The 18,330-nt window shown below is 44.9% G+C and carries 11 protein-coding genes; 8 read left to right on the plus strand and 3 right to left on the minus strand.

What is annotated here, in order from left to right:
* Window positions 1-216 precede the first annotated feature (216 nt).
* The 3 genes from ABD836_RS09670 to ABD836_RS09680 all read right to left on the minus strand — a co-directional run bounded on the left by ABD836_RS09670 (window position 217) and on the right by ABD836_RS09680 (window position 4,143).
* Window positions 217-2,325, minus strand: a complete 2,109-nt coding sequence (locus ABD836_RS09670) for a PQQ-dependent dehydrogenase, methanol/ethanol family (protein WP_344935140.1) — start codon at window positions 2,323-2,325, stop codon at window positions 217-219.
* Between the two features lie 206 nt (window positions 2,326-2,531).
* Window positions 2,532-3,800: a cytochrome P450 gene (locus ABD836_RS09675; protein WP_344935143.1), complete on the minus strand. Its 1,269-nt coding sequence runs from the start codon at window positions 3,798-3,800 to the stop codon at window positions 2,532-2,534.
* 22 nt (window positions 3,801-3,822) lie between these two features.
* Entirely contained in the window at window positions 3,823-4,143 is a 321-nt protein-coding gene (locus ABD836_RS09680) for a 2Fe-2S iron-sulfur cluster-binding protein (RefSeq protein ID WP_344935145.1), read from the minus strand.
* Between the two features lie 748 nt (window positions 4,144-4,891).
* Here ABD836_RS09680 and ABD836_RS09685 point away from each other — a divergent pair.
* The 8 genes from ABD836_RS09685 to ABD836_RS09720 all read left to right on the plus strand — a co-directional run bounded on the left by ABD836_RS09685 (window position 4,892) and on the right by ABD836_RS09720 (window position 17,937).
* Window positions 4,892-7,372, plus strand: coding sequence for an efflux RND transporter permease subunit (locus ABD836_RS09685; protein ID WP_344935147.1), 2,481 nt, complete (start codon window positions 4,892-4,894; stop codon window positions 7,370-7,372).
* Between the two features lie 76 nt (window positions 7,373-7,448).
* Complete coding sequence (locus ABD836_RS09690; RefSeq protein ID WP_344935149.1) at window positions 7,449-8,837, plus strand: DUF1329 domain-containing protein; 1,389 nt, start codon at window positions 7,449-7,451, stop codon at window positions 8,835-8,837.
* 54 nt (window positions 8,838-8,891) lie between these two features.
* Window positions 8,892-9,887, plus strand: coding sequence for a WD40/YVTN/BNR-like repeat-containing protein (locus ABD836_RS09695; protein WP_344935151.1), 996 nt, complete (start codon window positions 8,892-8,894; stop codon window positions 9,885-9,887).
* A gap of 59 nt (window positions 9,888-9,946) precedes the next feature.
* On the plus strand, window positions 9,947-12,019 hold the full coding sequence (locus ABD836_RS09700) for a DUF1302 family protein (RefSeq protein WP_344935153.1): 2,073 nt from the start codon (window positions 9,947-9,949) through the stop codon (window positions 12,017-12,019).
* Window positions 12,020-12,106: 87 nt separating this feature from the next.
* The gene (locus tag ABD836_RS09705; protein ID WP_344935156.1) at window positions 12,107-13,483 is read left to right on the plus strand and encodes a DUF1329 domain-containing protein; all 1,377 of its coding nucleotides are present in this window, start codon (window positions 12,107-12,109) and stop codon (window positions 13,481-13,483) included.
* A gap of 179 nt (window positions 13,484-13,662) precedes the next feature.
* Entirely contained in the window at window positions 13,663-15,306 is a 1,644-nt protein-coding gene (locus ABD836_RS09710) for a long-chain fatty acid--CoA ligase (RefSeq protein ID WP_344935158.1), read from the plus strand.
* Between the two features lie 205 nt (window positions 15,307-15,511).
* On the plus strand, window positions 15,512-16,390 hold the full coding sequence (locus ABD836_RS09715; RefSeq protein WP_344935161.1) for a haloalkane dehalogenase: 879 nt from the start codon (window positions 15,512-15,514) through the stop codon (window positions 16,388-16,390).
* 203 nt (window positions 16,391-16,593) lie between these two features.
* Window positions 16,594-17,937 carry an aldehyde dehydrogenase family protein gene (locus ABD836_RS09720; RefSeq protein ID WP_344935163.1) on the plus strand — a complete coding sequence of 448 codons (1,344 nt, stop codon included), beginning with the start codon at window positions 16,594-16,596 and terminating at the stop codon, window positions 17,935-17,937.
* Window positions 17,938-18,330 lie beyond the last annotated feature (393 nt).

Raw genomic sequence — 18,330 nt, forward strand, 5'->3', positions numbered from 1 at the left:
AAGTTACTGGTGTTAAAATTTGTATATAGGCTTATTGAGCTTGTTTTATTTAGCGCACACCACGCGCTTTAGCTTGACTATAATAAATCTTAAATAATTCTGCTATGAGCTTTTGGTGTTAATTTTTTGGCAGTAAAGGCTTCCGTCCTTCTCCTTAATGTGGAAGCCTTTCCTACTAATCAATCTGCAAGTTAATGATTTCCCCCGCCCTGAAATTTATTCATTTTTGAGCCCTTTGTGCGCACTAGATATTATATAAGCGCGTATCGCGTGTAGGTCTTGCTCGGTTAGTACTCCATGAAATGAAGGCATTCCTTTGGTGCTGGAAATGCCGTCGTGGGCAACAAGCCGAAGAGCGTCGTCACTTGCGAGGAACGGAGTCCAGCGCAGGTCAGGCACTAAACCGCTAGAGATTGCGTGGTCACCATGACAAACCGCGCAGTTTATATCATAAAGTCGGTTGCCATTTGCTACGGTTGCCTTATCGGCGGTGGAAGCCGGGGGGGTTGGTTTGCGCTCAACTAAATCACTTAGCGCCGGCAGTTTGGCTTGTCCGCCTAATTTAAAGACCATTAGGCGGCCTAGCCCTCTTTTAATCCCTGCCGTTGCTTGTTTTTCTGGAAGTACGCCACCGTAGAGAAGAGCGAATGTGCCGCCCCATCCGGACGCCACTGCGATATATTGCTCCCCATCAATTTGATAACTGATGGGGGGCGCAACGATGCCCGTTTGTGCGAAGAAATCCCAAACCGGAGTCCCATCATCTGCTCGGTAGGCCACAAGCTTAGCGCTGGCGTTACCCTGGAACACCAGGCCCCCGGCTGTGGCTAGCACGCCACCATTCCATGGGCTACTGTGTTCAACCTGCCATGCACGTTTTTGCTTAACCGGATCCCATGCTATGAGCCGCCCTTTCAGCATCTCTTTGATTGCCTTAAAGTCCGCTTCGTTCGTGGGTAGCGATGTCTTAGTCATATCGGCGCCTGTATTCCAACGACCTTCTTTGTAACTAAAATCTTTATCTTTTGCGTAGACAAAAGGTGTTTCTATTGCAGGGATGTAGACTAAACCGGTATTAGGGCTATATGCCATGGGATGCCAGTTATGTCCGCCAAATGGGCCAGGCATTTGGGTGTGCGGTGATTGGCTACCATAGCGCGCTTCTGGAACCTCGACGGGTCTACCTGTCTTAAGATCTATATGGCTAGCCCAATTTACCGGAACGTAATTTTCTGCTGACAGTAATTCACCGGTAGCGCGATCGATAACATAGAAAAAGCCATTTTTAGGGGCCTGCATAATCACTTTGCGATCTTTTCCGCCTATTTCTAAATCGGCTAAAATCATGTGCTGAGTTGCGGTGTAGTCCCAGGATTCACCCGGTGTGGTTTGATAATGCCAAACGTATTCTCCGGTATCAGGACGCAGGGCGACGATTGATGAAAGGTAAAGGTTGTCGCCACCGCCTGGGCTGCGAATACTTTGATTCCACGGTGAGCCATTGCCAACGCCGATATACAGTAAATCTAACTCAGCGTCGTAGGCCATTGAATCCCATGCGGTGCCGCCACCGCCAAATTTCCACCACTCGCCCGTCCACGTGGTTGCAGCCCGTGCCATGGCTGGATTCGTAATTCCATCTGCAGGATTGCCAGGCACAGTATAGAAGCGCCACAGCATATTACCGTTATTAATGTCATAGGCCGACATATATCCGCGCACGCCATATTCTGCGCCGCCATTGCCAATGAAGACTTTGCCCTTAACAATGCGAGGTGCGCCAGTAATGGTGTAGGGCTGGCTTTGATCGACAGTGACGACATCCCATAATTTAATACCGGATTTAGCGTCAAGTGCTATTAGGCGACCATCTATTGTGCCAGTAATGATTTTTCCGTCGGAAAAAGCTACGCCACGGTTAACTGCGTCGCAACACAAATCCGCGGCTTTGCTACGATCAACTTGCGGATCAAACTGCCAACGCAGGGCGCCAGTTTTGGCGTCTAAGGCGGAGACTATGTTCCATGTTGCCGTAACATAGATAGTGCCATCGACTACAATAGGGGTTGATTCAATTCCACGGCTAACACCGAGGTCAAACGACCAGCTTAGGCCGAGATTGGCTATATTGTCGGGTGTAATCTTTTGCAATGGAGAAAAGCGCTGCTCACCATCGTCTCCACCGTGTTTATTCCATTCAACCGATTTTTCTTGTGGCTGCGTAGCGTTTGTCGGAAAGGGATTGTATGAACAAGCAGGTAAAAGTAGGGATGACAGGATGAATATGATAGCGCCCCCAAGTCTACGGGTAACGGTGATCTTCATTATTATGAACTCCATCTTTTATATGGGTAAAGTGTCTGAAATTGCAATGTACGAAATAAGGTTCCAAATAATGGGTATCTTTTTATCGGATATTGATACGAGAACTACCCTTGGTATAAATTTGTAATAATAATTAGGTGAACTATATCTAAATAGTAGTCTGTGCCCAAAGCCTTAGATATTAGCTCCGGGCACTACCTAACTGCTTAGGATACTGGTGTTAACCTAACGCCCATGTAACTGTAGCCTTTGGCAAAGTTTGATTTTATGCCGGTAGGACCGCTAACCACTTCAACGCTTGAAAAGCGATTTAGAATTTCCTCCCAAACAATTCGTAGTTGCATTTCCGCGAGCCGGTTCCCCATGCAGCGATGTATTCCATAGCCGAAAGATAAATGGCTGCGTGCATTCTTGCGATCTATGATGAGATCGTCAGCATTAGGGAAGTGACTTTCGTCGCGATTGCCTGATGCATACCACATGACAACTTTATCGCCCGCTTTAATGGACTTTCCGCCAAGATTCACGTCGTGGTTTGCAATTCGGCGCATATGAGCCAGCGGTGTCTGCCAACGTATGATTTCAGAAATCATATTCGGAATAACGGCGGGATTGGCTTTAAGTTTCTCAAACTCTTTAGGAAACTTGTTTAGTGCAAATAGGCCGCCAGTTAAGCTGTTGCGGGTAGTATCGTTTCCGCCGACTATTAAGAGCACTAGATTACCAAGTAACTCCATGGGGCGATCCATCATGTCTTTGGTTTCATCGTTGGCTTGCATCAAGGAAATCAGATCTAGACCCACTTCACCGTCTGGTTTGCCTTCCTCTAGGCGCTCCATCCATAGTTTTTGGAAGGTGGTTAGGCAGTCAGCTAGGCCAGCCGCTCGCTCAGCTGGGTCAACATCTCCATCTGTAAGTGCAGGAGTACCCGTCGCCAAATCGGACCAATAGGTTAGTTTACGACGGTCTTCAAACGGAAAATTGAATAATGTCGCTAGCATTTGTGACGTCAATTCAATCGATACTCTATCGACCCAGTCGAATTCTTCATTTAATGGTAAGTCGTCCAGTATTGTGCAAACTCGAGATCTAATTAGAGATTCCATTGCAGCCAGGTTCTTAGGGGCGACAACCGACTGGACAGCAACGCGCTGTTGGTCGTGGCGAGGAGGGTCCATTCCAATAAACATTTCGAGTGGTATTTCATCTTCAAAATCGCCGATGAGTATTCCCGGCTCAGAGGAGAATATCTCGTGATGTTTGTCAACGTACAGAATATCGTCGTAGCTAGTAACCGACCAAAATGGACCGAATGGGCTGTCAGCTTGATAGTGGACTGGGTCTTCATCGCGGAGACGTTTAAAGTAGGACTTCCACGCATCTGTCTCAAAGAGCCGGCCGTCACTAAAATCGATATTTTCCAATGTTTCAGTATAAGGATCCGGAACGAGTTGTTTTTTTATCGCTATATTCATTTCATTCTCCTAGGGGGTGTTCTTACATTTGATGCTCGGGGATGTTAATTACTAAGCCATTGAGTTCCTTAGTTACAACTATTTGGCACGCCAGCCTCGAGTTGTCTTCGAAATCCGGTGTCATTTGCAGTAAGGATATTTCCTCTGAGTTTCGATCTGAAAGGCGGTGCGCCCAGTTTTCGTCCACAATGATGTGGCAGGTACCGCAAGCACAACTTCCTCCGCAATCACCGTCTATGCCAGGCACTAAGTTGTTTGTGGCCGCACTCATTAGTGTTTCGCCCTCTGTAGCGTCGACTTCGAAGTTGGTTCCTTTATGGTCAACATAGTTTATTTTAATCATTGATAATGTCCTCGCTTATATTGCTTATGATTATTCTTCTAATAATAGACAGATGTTTTAATCTATAAGTTTACATACGATATTCTCGCAATATTAAAGTGATCAGCTTTTTGTCGCTATGCCGAGTATCTTTATTTAGTTTTTAATATTATTAAAATTTATCTTTCCGTTATAGTGTAAGCAGTAAATTATAAAAATATCTTTAACATCGCTATTCACGATTCCCAGTAAATACCAAATAAAACAATTCATATTATCTTATGAGGACAATTGTTTGTCTTCGTGGAATGGGAACTCGTTAAAGCTCGAGCGCGTGGATACCTTAGATTTTCTTTTTAGGAAAGTGATACTTATAGAATCTATTTGCCATTGCTGACCTTTATGTGCAATTCCCAACTTTGGATAGTCAGTAATGTGCATTTATTTCAGTCAGCCCCATCGAAAGGTTTGGGTGCTATCGAAATAGACGTGTAAGTATACCGAAATGCTTTTCCAGACGGTTTGATCTGCAGAAGATGGGTGGTCAATTTGTAGCGGGTAGTAAGATAAGTAGCTTGAGGGCGCGATGAGTGCAGAAACTGGGCAACTCCGAGTCTTTCTGTATGTTCTGCGCTTGCTAAATAATATTGTAGAGATTCATTTGATCTTAAATGAGATTTTCTATTGTAAAGAGATTTAGAGCTGGCGCACATAATAATTAGCATGGCTCTAATCTGAATTCTATAAATACAATAAATGAGGACAGGGAATGGATAATTATCGTTTTCGGCTTGCTGCACTTGTAATGCGGAACAGGTTCGTGGTAGCGCTATTATTTCTTGCTGTAACCGTCTTTTTCGCTATCGGTATGCAGGGTTTGACAATAAAGACAATTTTCTCGGACTTGCTACCCGCTGACGATCCATATGTACAGGTTTTTAAGGATCACCCGAACTTTGGTAATCCCTTAACTGTCTCGGTAATGATAAAACGTAAGAATGGCGACATTTACAATACTGAGACGCTTCAGAAGGTATGGGATTTTACTCGTGCACTCGACTTAACTCCGGGTATAAACCACGATACGTTAATTTCAATCGCTACTGAGAAGGCTCGTTACGCAGAGGCAACGCCATACGGGATTGACATGAGGCCCTTGATGGGAGACTCAGTTCCAGCAAATCGTACAGAAATTGATGCATTTCGAAAAAAGGTAGATCAGAGTCCTAATGTCCGTACCTTTTATGTGTCCGGGGATGAGTCGGCCACAATTATAACAGCCGCTTTTATAGAAGACCTTCTAGACTATGACGTAGTTTTCAAGTCCGTTCAGCTCCTGGCTAAGGAGTATCGGGATGGAAATCATGAAGTATATGTCGTTGGTCAACCAATACTGACTGGGTGGGTTTATAAGCTACAAAATCAAACTTACATGATTTTTGCGGTTACTGTATTTGCATTAATTATAGCTCTTGCGCTATACATGCGTAACATCGCCGGCACGCTTACACCGATTATATGTAGCTCTGTAGCGGCTGTTTGGGGCTTTGGAATGGTCGGCTGGATATCCTCGCCCATCGAACCATTATTGATGATTGTGCCACTATTACTGGTCGCACGTTCCTTCTCTCACTGTGTTCAATTTAGTGAGCGCTACTATGAAATATTTGCTCATCTAAAAGATAAAAAGAAGGCCGCGGAAGTAACCATGGGTGTAATGATGGCACCGTCGATACTTGGTGTGGTTACCGATACATTGGGTATCGTATTCATCGGTTTAGCCCCGATTCCCGCAATGGAGAGATTTGCGCTATTTACCGGCTTCTGGGCCGTCTCAATCATACCGACAGGTGTCTTTCTCATATCGATTGTACTGTCCTATTTGCCCACTCCATCAAATATTGACGAGTTAACGTCTACAGACGAGGTTAGCGGTGGCGTTAATGGTCTTCAATTAAGGCTATTGAACGCGATAGCCAGTATCACCCACGGGAAAGCCGCGCGGATTACGGGTGGTATCGCCATTCTAATTACGGTTGCTGCTATTGGTATAGCGGGTCAAATTAAAATTGGTAACCCGGTAGAAGGATCAAATATCCTTTGGGAGGATTCAGATTTTAATACCGCTATAAGAGCGGTTAATAGTCACTTTCCTGGAGTAAATACACTTGAGATTATTCTAGAGGGGAAGACCGATGATCTAAACCGTCGCGTAGTAAGGACCCCTGAAGCGGTGGCGGTCTCCCTCGCAATACAATCGATGGTCGAAAAGGATGAAGTGTTGGCGCCACGCGCAACCTTGTCGTTTGCTGACTATATGAAGGAATCTAACAGATTGTTCTCGGGCGGAGACCCGAAATGGTTACCGCTAGATCCGACTGAGTCAGCAGTAAGAGCGGCGGGTACTGCTGTTGTATTTGGCACAAACCCAGTCAACTTTGGTCATGTTTCAGATTTTGAGTTTCAAAACTCCACTATTTCTCTTTGGTATAAAGACAACAAGCAGGAGACCGTGGACGCGGCACTCGCAAGCGCTCAGCGGGCCGTGGATAGTGTTGGCGCGGAGCACGCTGATTTCACTGTACGGATGGGTTCGGGAACAATTGCGCTCCAGCAGGCGATGAACTCGGTAGTTAGTCGCTATCACTGGCTAATACTCCTACTTCTTAATGCCTCCATATTCGCAGTTGTTGCATATGCATACAGATCGTTTGTTGCCGCAATTTTGATACTAATACCGGTAAATATCTCAAATTATATGCTGACCGCGACGATGCACATACTGGGCATTGGCTTAGATATCAACTCTGTAATGGTTGCTGTTCTCGGTGTTGGTGTCGGTATAGATTACGGCATCTATTTAATGTCTCGAATTTGCGAAGAATATACGACTGAAGTTGGCTGGGCGGCTGCAATTACCAAATCGCTAACCACTACAGGTAAGGCAATTATGTTTACGGCATCAATTATGTTGATTGGCATAATGCCATGGTACTTGCTGTCTGATCTAAAATTTATGGCCGACATGGGCTTATTATTGGTCGCAATTATGTTGATCAATATGATCCTGTCTTTAGTCGTGCTTCCATTGCTTGTTTGGTTTGTTAAGCCTCATTTTGCAAGTAGAAACGATCTTATGATCGGTGAAGGTATTGACTTAAGTGTTTTTGAAAAAGGTAATGACATAGTCAGCAATAAGATAGAGGAAAATTACTCAAAACCCGGAGAAGTTGAACTGGCGATCCGTTGAAGTAATGCGCGTTAAAGTAACGTTAATAGAGTGACCTGTAAGTCGAGTTTAAAACTTAATTTTGGAGATTCAAAATATGATAATTAAAAAATATGACCATGACTATGGTCGTCGCCAACTTATGAAAAACTTAGCAGCCGGCGCCGCAGCAGGTGTGCTGATGCCTTTGAGTAAAGTGTTTGCCGCTGAGGGGGATTTAGCTAAAGTTTACCCCGACGAGTTGATGTCCGTCTCCGCGTATACAAAAGGAAAAGTTAATGAGGGTGACTATTTAAACGCAGATAATGTTGACCACGTAAAAGATTTGCTAGATCCAATCGTATTTGATCAAGTAAAAACCATGGGAAGACGTATTTTAATTCGTCCCACGACAAAAGATTTTAGCGCAATGTTCCCTGCTGAGTTTTACGAAAGAACGCTAAGTAATTTGAGGGATGGCGTTTCGGCAGTTTTTGACAAAAATGGTAATGTGAAAACGAACAAGGGAGGAAACTGGACTGGTGGTTTACCTTTCCCTGATCCGAGGACTGGCCCTGAAGTTCAGGCTAACCTTGCTATGAGCTGGGGGCGTGCTGATTATAATCAGTATGCGGTTCAAGATATTGTGGTAAACCCTGATGGCTCTACTGCTTATGACTATGAATTTATATGGGCAGAACTTCAAATGGAAGCCCGTATGGATGGTAAGGCATTCATGGGAAAAGACGATCTGATACGATTGCAGACGGTCTTCTTTACTTCAACTCAGGATGTTGCCGGTAGTTCATTTCTATCAACCTGGTACTACGATCAGCGTAAATTCCCGGACCTTTATGGGTATTTGCCGCAGTTCAGACGTGTCCGTCAGTTTCCTACTAACCAACGTTTTGAACCGCTTATTCCAGGCGTAACTTGGTTCCTGACCGATCCGTGGGCAGCTGGTGACCCAATGTTGACCTGGGGTGATTATAAGATTATTGCAAGAAAACCAATGTTAGGTGGCTTTAACGCTAAATGGAATGGTGATAAAGATAACTGGCAGGCAGATACCCATGGTGGCCCACAGGGAACAACATTTTGGGATACCGATTTTGAGATGGCACCTGAAGTAATTATTTTGGAGTCGAAGCCAACAGGTTATCCGCGTGCTCCTGTAGGTCGAAGACTTGCTTACATCGATGTCCGAAACAATATGTATTGCGGGAATATCCGTTTCGATCGTCAAGACAAACCATGGGTAAACTTTGAGACAAACTTTGGTCAGTACAAACTTGGCGACAAGGTCGAATACGGTCCAGATGGTAAGTCTCCAGCATGGTCATGGACGAATATTAATTCGTTTGATGCTCAGACCGGACGCAACAGTCGTATTACGCATAATAAGGAAAACAAAGGCGGTTATAAATCCGACTTCCGGGCAGACCAGGAAAAGGCATATAGCAGATACTTCACCCAGCAGGCTTTGCAGCGTTTAGGGCAGGTTTGATTCTATCGCCGCAGGGGCTACCTGCGGCAATTTTTTATAGGTGAAAAATTTGCTATGAAAAAAATTAAAATAATCATTTTACTTACGGTGTCGGCGGCGCTGAGCTGTTTGGCTAACTCCGCTCCAATTACTGCAAGTATTGTTGTAGAGGGAACTGCTCACGATGCGCTGTTTGATATCGATATTCGGGGCGATGAAGGGTACGCGGTAGGTTACGCAGGTGACATCTATCACACGATAGATGCAGGGAAGACATGGTCGAGTGAGCATAACGACAACACCCTTGCGTTACTCGGCGTTAGTTTCAGTAAATCAAGCACTATCGCGGTTGGGCAATACGGGCTGATTATGGTTCGTGATAGCGCCGGGAGCTGGCGGCAGGTAGAGAGTGGCACTGAGGAGCGGCTTTTTTCTGTTGATGTAAACAACAAGGGTTACGCTATTGCATCGGGTTCTTTTGGGACGCTATTACGTTCCATTGATGGCGGAAATACCTGGGAATCGGTTGCTCCGAGCTGGGCCGGAATGTTTGATGATCCTGATAATAGACTTGGTTCTCTCTTCGATCCGAGTCTTTACGGTGTCAAGGTCAGTGAGAGTGGAAGGGCGTGGGTGGTTGGTGAGCTGGCGCTTATTTTGAACTCTGATGATCAAGGCCAGACATGGATCGTCGTGAACGCTGGCGGCAGTTCAGAGCATGGCGTATCCCCGACTTTGTCAGCGATAGATATGCGGGCTGATGGTGTCGCTTATGCCGTTGGCCAGGAAGGCTTTATGCTTAAAAGCCTCGATTTCGGACGTAGTTGGAGAAAGTTGGAGTCTGTAACACATCAAAATCTGTTGTCAGTAAAGACCAAATCGAGTGGATTAGTAGTTGTTCCAGGCATGCGCGACATTCTGATGAGTACGAATGACGGCGAAAGCTGGAGGTCGGTAGTAGGGCTCGATATTCAAGTAGGGTGGTACGGTTCGGTTGCTATTCCGAGCTCTGGTGCTGGCGTGCTCGTAGCCGGGAATAATGGAAACATTATCAGAGTTGAGCAAAATTAAAATAATTAGGTTGATAAACTATTGCCAGATTTTTACGTATAAGATTTGAGGGTAAAATAATGAGAAAAAGTCAAAAAACCAATAAAATATTTGTTCTATCGGTATTGGTATCTAGCGTATTAGGCAGCGCTAAGTCCTTTGCGTCGGACGATGGGTGGTTTGAAGATTTCAATATTTCATATAATGGTTTTATTCGCGCCGAAATCGCGGCTAGTACTAGTGGTGAGGAAAATCCAAATAACCAAGGCGGCAACTATTTCAATGACCAAACTATAGCTCGGCAAGCGTACCTTCCTCCGGCATTAAATCCGACTAGCGGCCTAGTCACTGGCTTACTGGGAAGTGGTTCAGTTGGCGCATGGGGCACAGTACCACTTCCTTTCAGTGATAATCTGCGGCGTGGCGACTTTGTTAAGACTACGGATAACGATTTTAATTACACGGTGCTTCGGGCCGAAGTTGAATTAAACGTTAGAATAAACTATGAGATGCGATTCATTGCCAGAGTTAGGGCGATGTTTGATCCAGAAATTTACGACGCGTTTGATGCTAGCGATTTATCAGAATTTCAAGGAGGTTCGGAATCTGGTGGTAATCCTGCTCTCTACGACAACGGTACACCGAGTTACTTTGATTACTTAACAGATAACAATAGTAATCCTAATCCGTTGGAGTGGACGGGAAAAAATTATCAGATTTATTTGCCGACATTCCTGTTGGAGTACGCTACGGGTGATTTGGCGTTACGTCTTGGTAATCAGCAAATAGCCTGGGGCCAAGCGATCTTTTTTCGAGTCTTCGATACTCCGAATGGCTTAGATCTGCGGCGCCATTCACTATTGGATCGCGGCTTAGAGGAATTCTCAGATAAACGCGTACCAATGCTATCGTTACGGGCGACGTACCAGCTAACTAACGATATCCTAGCAGATGGCTATATTGGCCGATTTCAGCCGACGGTGTTTGGTAACCCAAATACGCCATACAATATAATTCCTTCGCAATTTACTGTTCACGATCGGTATGAATCCGGTAACTACGACCAGAAGTTAGCGGGCGGCTTTCGCTTGAAAGGTGACTACGGCCAGTGGGGATGGCAGGCTTCTTTTGTGTCTAAGTTAGGTACAGAAGGAACGTTTGCGTGGACTAAGTCCGGTGTGAATAAACCGCTGTCCGGCTCAATTGGCTCGTTAATAAATACTGCCTACGATGCGAAGTTGTCGAACTGCGCTGTGTATGACCCAATTCTATGCAGGAACTACGCAGATTCTGGAGAGGCTATGGCTAATTCCGCATTTTCGGCGAGTCCTGGTGGCGTCTATACCGCTGCTGAATTTTTTAAATATGCGGCGGATGCGAGGCTTGACGCGATTGGTGGGCTGAACGCCGCCATTTTGGAAACTGATGGTACAACGGATATTTATGCTACGCCTGACTTGACCGCGGGTGGTACTGCCGCTCAGCTGAATACTTTCTTTATGGCCGCCGGTGGCAGCTTGCGCGGTGCAATCGAAAGAACCTATCACCGAGAAGAGGACTACGCTTTAGGTGTAAGTTATGTTAACGAAAGTGAGAATAACTTTCTTAATCAGTTAATCTTTAATGTGGAGTTACAGTACACGCCGAACCGGACCTATACAAATCCAACTTTGTCGCAGCAGGCGATTGAAGATGATGAGTACACTCTTGCGGTAGTAGTCGATAAGTGGCACAGATTCTTTAAAGAATTGCCGGGTACTTATATTGTTTTGCAGGCATTAACTAAGAATAGAAGCGATCTAGTCGGTCGGCATTTGAGTGGCTATGGGCGTGTAGGATTAGACGAACTCTCTGGTGACGCGACATCGACCGTGAAAAAAGCGAAAACTGGCAATGCTAATTATATTGTTTTTGGTTTTCTCCAGCCTACGGATAATAAAGTTTTCGAGATTGAACTCGCTACTTTGGTAGATTTAGATGGTGGTATCCTGTTTCAACCAGGTCTGCGTTGGAATCCGGGGAAAGGCTTAACTGTCGAGGGATTCTATAACTACATTAATGGCGATCTTTGGGGCGATAACCCGAACAATAATGTGATTTCATCGCTTGATTTTGCCGATGAGGTTGCGTTACGAGTAACCTATCAGTTTTAACTGTTAGATCGTTTCCGAAAAATAGTTAGATGCTGTACCTTTTGCTGGATTGAGTTTACGTCCAGCATTTTTTTACAAGGATAACTAATGCACCTTTTGAAATGGTCATCAAACATGAAGCGTAGGGATTTTCTGCGTTATGGATCTGCATTCTCTGGTGGCGGAGTGTTGGCCTCATTGTGGCCCACCATCGCGTCTGCAGGGGATGTGACAAAGGCGTACCCGGACGAACTTCTTTCAATAGAAATGTATACAAAAGGGAAAATTAAGGCTGGCGATTATATAACCGCTGATAATGTTCATCTTGTGAAAGAGTTATTAGACCCCGCAAAATTCAAACATGTTGCTGAGATGGGCCGTAGGCTGAAAGTCAAGGCGACAACAACGGATTGGATGAAAATGGGGCCCTGGGAATACCAAGAGGCGACTTTATCTAATCAAGGCTTAGCTCGGTTTTCGGAAGCCGGAAATGTAGTGACTCAAGATGGCAAGCCATGGATCGGCGGACATCCGTTTCCGGAAAGCAAATCTGCTTTACAACTTTTTGCGGGTTTAACTCTGTCCTGGGGCCGGCATGATGCCGATTTATTTGGGATGAAGGAGTATGACTTAAACCCTGAGGGCGAAATAGACTATCAATACGACTTGGTGTGGGCTGAGTTATCACCGGTTGGTCGCTTAGTGCTCGAGCCCAAACCATATTGGCCTGAACATATGGATAAGCTACGTTTCAATACGGTTGTGTATACCTATCCTGAGAGTCAGCGAGGCGCGTCGTATCTGAATGTTTGGTCCTATGATCAAAACAAGCTTCCTGATCTATATGGCTATGTTCCGCATTTTAGGCGGGTTCGTCAGTTTCCGACCAACCAACGGTTTGAGCCACTTGTTCCTGGTTCAGCACTATACCTTTCTGATGCATGGGCTGCTGGTGATCCGCTGTTGAGTTGGGGTAATTATAAAATAGTGGGTCGGCAGCCTATGCTCGCCGGTGTGTCAGGTGGTTGGGATTCTACCGACGAAAATTGGGAACACGGAGTACACGGCGGTCCAAAGGGTGAGAGTTTCTTCGACAGTGTTGTAGAAATGGTGCCGGAAGCAATCGTTTGTGAGGCTGAACCAACGGGGTTTCCGCGTGCACCAATAGGGAAGAAGCGGGTTTGGTTTGATGCACGAAACCAAATGCCATTGGCGATGGTAACTTACGATCGGGCCGGAGTACCGTTTCGATCTTTCGATGGTTGTTATGGCCAATTTGAAGACGGCGATAAAAAAGTGTTAGACGGATCCCATCCGTATTGGTCGTGGGGGTACTTTCATGCCTATGAATTTCAGAGCGGGCGAATTACCCGAGTTGAGCACGTTAAAGAGCTCCGTGGTGGGCATAAAAGTTCGGTAAATGATGCTTCAATTTATCAGCGTTATCTAACTCAGGCTGCTCTGGCCAGGTTGGGGCGCGCGTGATGCCTATTTGACTTTGGTTTTCTGGTGGCGAAAATTTGGTTTCGATATGAGCAGGTCAGATACCATCGGATCGGGAATTATAAAATAATTTATTTGTGGTAGTCGTGTAACAAAAAATTACCTTTAGAAACAGAATAATAATTTTATTAATCGATTAAAAATATTAAGGGAAATGTTCAGTGAATAAAGATAATAAAGTGTCTAGCGGTATGCAGGAAGCTCCCATGAATCTTGCGTCGATTCTGGAGCACGCTGCACGGTTCCACGGTAATCAGGAAATTGTTTCAAGGCTCGCGTCAGGCGAAGTGCATCGCTATACCTATCGGGAAGCTTTGGCACGTTCCAAGCAGCTCGCCAATGCTCTTAAGGCATATGGCATTGAATTCGGTGATCGAATTGCGACAATGGCGTGGAACGGATATCGCCATTTTGAGTCCTGGTATGGTATTGCTGGTCAGGGTGCCATCTGTCATACCGTTAACCCACGTCTTTTCCCCGCGCAAATTCGTTTCATTATTAATCATGCTGGTGATCGCATTGTCTTTGTTGATCCCGCGTTTGTTGGCTTGCTTGAGGAAATACAAGACGAATTGCCGACCGTTGAGATGTTTGTGGTGCTCTCGAGTAATGCGGAATTTTCAGCTACAACCCTTAGAGCGGCAATTGATTATGAATCATTTATTGGTGATCAATCTGATGATTTTGATTGGGTAGAGCTAGATGAAGCTGCACCTTCTTCCCTTTGCTACACCTCCGGGACGACAGGTGATCCAAAGGGCGTACTGTATTCCCATCGGTCTAATCTACTTATGGCCTACGCGTCATCCTCTGCAGACGCATTTAAGCTCTCCGCGCTTTCGACAGTATTGATGGTAGTGCCTATGTTTCATGCCAATTCATGGGGCTTGGTTTATTCGGCTCCCATGTCGGGTGCAAAGCTGGTTCTTCCAGGCCCGAATTTAGATGGCGCTAGCATCTATGATCTAGTCAATTCCGAGAAAGTAACATTTTCGGCTGCAGTGCCGACCGTGTGGAGTATGTTGTTAGATTATATGACGACTAATCAACTACAGGTGCCCGCCCTTGAAGAGGTGGTTATAGGTGGTTCTGCGTTACCGAGGTCGATGTTAGTTCGGTTCAAGCGCGATTTCGGTGTAGATGTATTGCAGGCGTGGGGTATGACAGAAGTTAGTCCATTGGGAAGTATTAATAGACCAATGCCTGCCACCCTGAAGTTAGACGGCGACGCACAGCTGGCAGTTGCATTGAAGCAGGGGCGACCTTTGTTTGGTTTGCAAATGTGTATTAAGGATGAAAATGGGCTGGAGTTGCCGTTTGATGGAAAAACACCTGGCAGGCTAATGGTCCGAGGCCCGTGGGTAGTAAGTTCCTATTATAAAAATGATTCGGTAATTTTAGATTCGGATGGTTGGTTTGATACAGCAGATATAGCGACGATTGATGCAGAGGGCTTTATGCAAATCACTGATCGGGCTAAGGACATTATTAAATCAGGCGGCGAGTGGATATCGTCAGTGGATCTCGAGAACGCGGCTATGAATCATCCTGAGGTGGCACTTGCGGCAGTAATTGGTGTTCCGCATCCAAAATGGGAAGAGCGTCCGTTACTCCTGGTTAAGTTGAATCCGGGTGCTGCTTTGCTGGAGCCCGCATTGAAGGAATTTCTTATTGGTGAAGTCGCAAAATGGTGGATTCCAGAAGACATCAAATTTGTAGCTGATATTCCACTGACCGCAACAGGAAAAATTAACAAAATGGCGCTGCGCGACGACCATGTCGCTGATTATAAAGTGCATAACTAATACTGAAATATGATCTTGGGAGTCCAAATAACATAAACGGGCTACATAGATTAAGGTGACTGAATAACGAATTTCCCTAAAAACTAACTTTTTATATATGTTTCGTATGTCGGTGAACAGAAAGTGAATTACTTTGTACTAGTGAACTGCGTAGTACCTAGCTTTCGTGGTCTTGCGAATAGATAGACGTTAAGAGAGGTCAGGGATGGTATCAGAAAACATGTTGTTTAATAAAAAATACGTGCGTATTAACGGAAAGAAAATTGCGTATATCGATGAGGGGGTAGGTGAACCAATTGTTTTGCTCCATGGAAACCCCGCATCCTCCTATTTGTGGCGAAATGTCATTCCGGTGCTTAAAACAAGTGGCCGTGTTGTAGTGCCAGACCTGATTGGTCATGGTGATTCAGATAAATTACTCGTAAGTGAGGGGGATGACCGGTATTCATTCGAATCGGCCTATCAGTATCTAGATGGGTTCCTGGCTGAACTAGGGATTATTTCTAATGTTATTCTGGTTATACACGATTGGGGGAGTGGTCTTGGTTTTCATTGGGCGAAAATGCATCCGCATGCGATACGTGGCATCGCTTATATGGAAGCGATTGTTATGCCGCTTACCTGGGAAGACTGGCCTGCGGCAGCGCGTAGTATCTTCCAAGGATTTCGGTCCGGGAGTGGAGAAGATCTGATCCTAAATCGCAATTTATTCATAGAATCTGTCTTACCAAATTCGATTTTGCGTGAGTTAACTAAAACTGAAATGGATCAATACCGGGCGCCATTCAATACTCCAGAGGCTCGTCAGCCAATGTTGAGCTGGCCGCGGCAGTTACCTATTGAAGGTGAGCCTGCTGATGTGGTCGCGAAGGTCCTTGAGTATAGTGAATTTATGAGTAAATCTGAAATTCCAAAATTGTTTATCAATGCAGATCCAGGTTCAATTCTGGTAGGTCGGCAGCGTGATTTTTGTCGAATCTGGCCTAAACAGAAAGAGGTCACTGTTAAGGGATTGCATTTTATTCAGGAGGATTCTCCGGTTGAGATTGGGACGGCTGTGGTTGAATGGATTGATATGTTGTAGATGTTGGCGTTGTGGTGGTGGATTTTTAATTATTTATTTAATAATTAAAAATAAGTATTACATTAACTATAAATAATTATATTAACGTTGCCGAGTGAAGTAATGTAGATGTGATCCTTGGATATTAATGTAAGGTGTCTTTTGTATTGAATATGGATTTTTAGTGTTGATGATTAAGACAATAAACTGGTGGGGAGTAATTTATGAACGCAGAGAATAAAATTGCAATAGACGAAGTTTCAGAAGTTTTTGGCTTGCAAACTGAAAATCAATGGGTTATCCGTCGTAGCACTGCAGAACAGCGTATAGAGAAGCTTGTGCGACTGAGAGACGTTATACGTTCGTACGAAGGTGAAGTTAAAGAGGCTCTATTTCTTGACCTCCGAAAAAACGAAGAAGCAGCTACCTTCGAAATGAGTGCAGTTTATGGCGATATTGATGACGCTATTACTTCAGTCTCTGAGTGGATGAAGCCAGTTGTCGTTAAAACATCGGCGGCTTTCGAAACCGCTCGAGCGAAACTAGTTTATGAAGCGCGCGGTGTAGTCTTATTGTTTGGTGCGTGGAATTTTCCGTTCACATTACTATTTCAACCTTTGGTTCCAATTATTGCTGCAGGAAATTGCGCCATCGTTAAGCCGAATGAGATGGCCCCGGCCACGAGCATAGTGATATCTAAGATAATTAAGAAAGCATTCGAGAAAGACGAAATCGCTGTTTTTGAAGGTGGTGTTGACTTGGCAAACCGTTTGCTGGAATTGCCGGTAGATCATGTGTTTTTTACTGGTAGCCCAGCGGTAGGTAAGGTGGTGATGGCCGCTGCTGCTAAGCATCTTGCATCAGTAACGCTTGAACTCGGCGGTAAAAATCCGGTGATTGTTGATAAAACTGCAAATATTGAAGATGCTGCCGCCAAGATCGCTGTGTTAAGAAACATGAATACGGGTCAGGTTTGTCTGTGCCCCGAGAACGTCTACGTACATGAAGATTGTAAGGAACAATTTATAGCGGTAGCTAAAGCCACCATTGAAGCTACTTGCTATCTTGACGGTAAGCTTAACACTGAAGTTCATGGAAAAATTGTAGATAAGAGAAACCTTGCACGTGTTAAGGGCTATATCGATGATGCAGTAGCTAAAGGTGCATCCATAGAGGTTGGTGGCCACACCGACGACGCGACTCAATCTATCCATCCTACGATTTTTACCAACGTACCGGATGATGCAAAAATTTTAGGCGAGGAAGTGTTCGGTCCTATTCTCTCTGTATTTACATATAAGGATATTGATGAGGTTTATCGGTCTTTGCACAAGCAAGAGAAGCCATTGGCTTTGTATGTTTTTAGTGAGAACGATGATTTTGTAGAAGATGTTCTAAGTAATACTTCGTCTGGGGGTGTCACAGTTAACCATTGTGTAATGCATTATCTTGAACATAATTTGCCTTTCGGTGGGGTTAACGGCAGCGGCATGGGGCGCTATCACGGCGTATATGGGTTTAAGGAGCTTTCTCATGAACGTGCGGTACTACACACCGTGGTAGGGTAAATTCCTAGCGATTTTGTCAGGCCACAGAAGTGTTGTGATAATTTCTGTGGCGATAAAACTATTCAAGATAATCGCTAGACTTCTATTTAGCCAAATACATAGATTTGACTCAGTATCTTGATGGATACGCTCGCTCACTTAATTTGGGAATATGTGAAAGTGATTCGTTAATGTGCGTACGATAGTAACCATGGGTATACAGTCTCTATGCGTGCATTTGTGTGTAGCTGCGTGCTAAGTAAGTGAGTCGCGTGGCTTTACGAAACCGGTAGCACGAGAGAATACTTCAACTAAAGGTATGGTATGTAGGTCTCTAAACTCAATGGGTTCTAGTATTGGCTAGCATGACAGTCACCAATTGTCATTGATCAATAGAGGAATACCATCGTAGGT

This window comes from Zhongshania borealis (genome assembly GCF_039539625.1).
Classification (GTDB): Bacteria; Pseudomonadota; Gammaproteobacteria; order Pseudomonadales; family Spongiibacteraceae; genus Spongiibacter; species Spongiibacter borealis.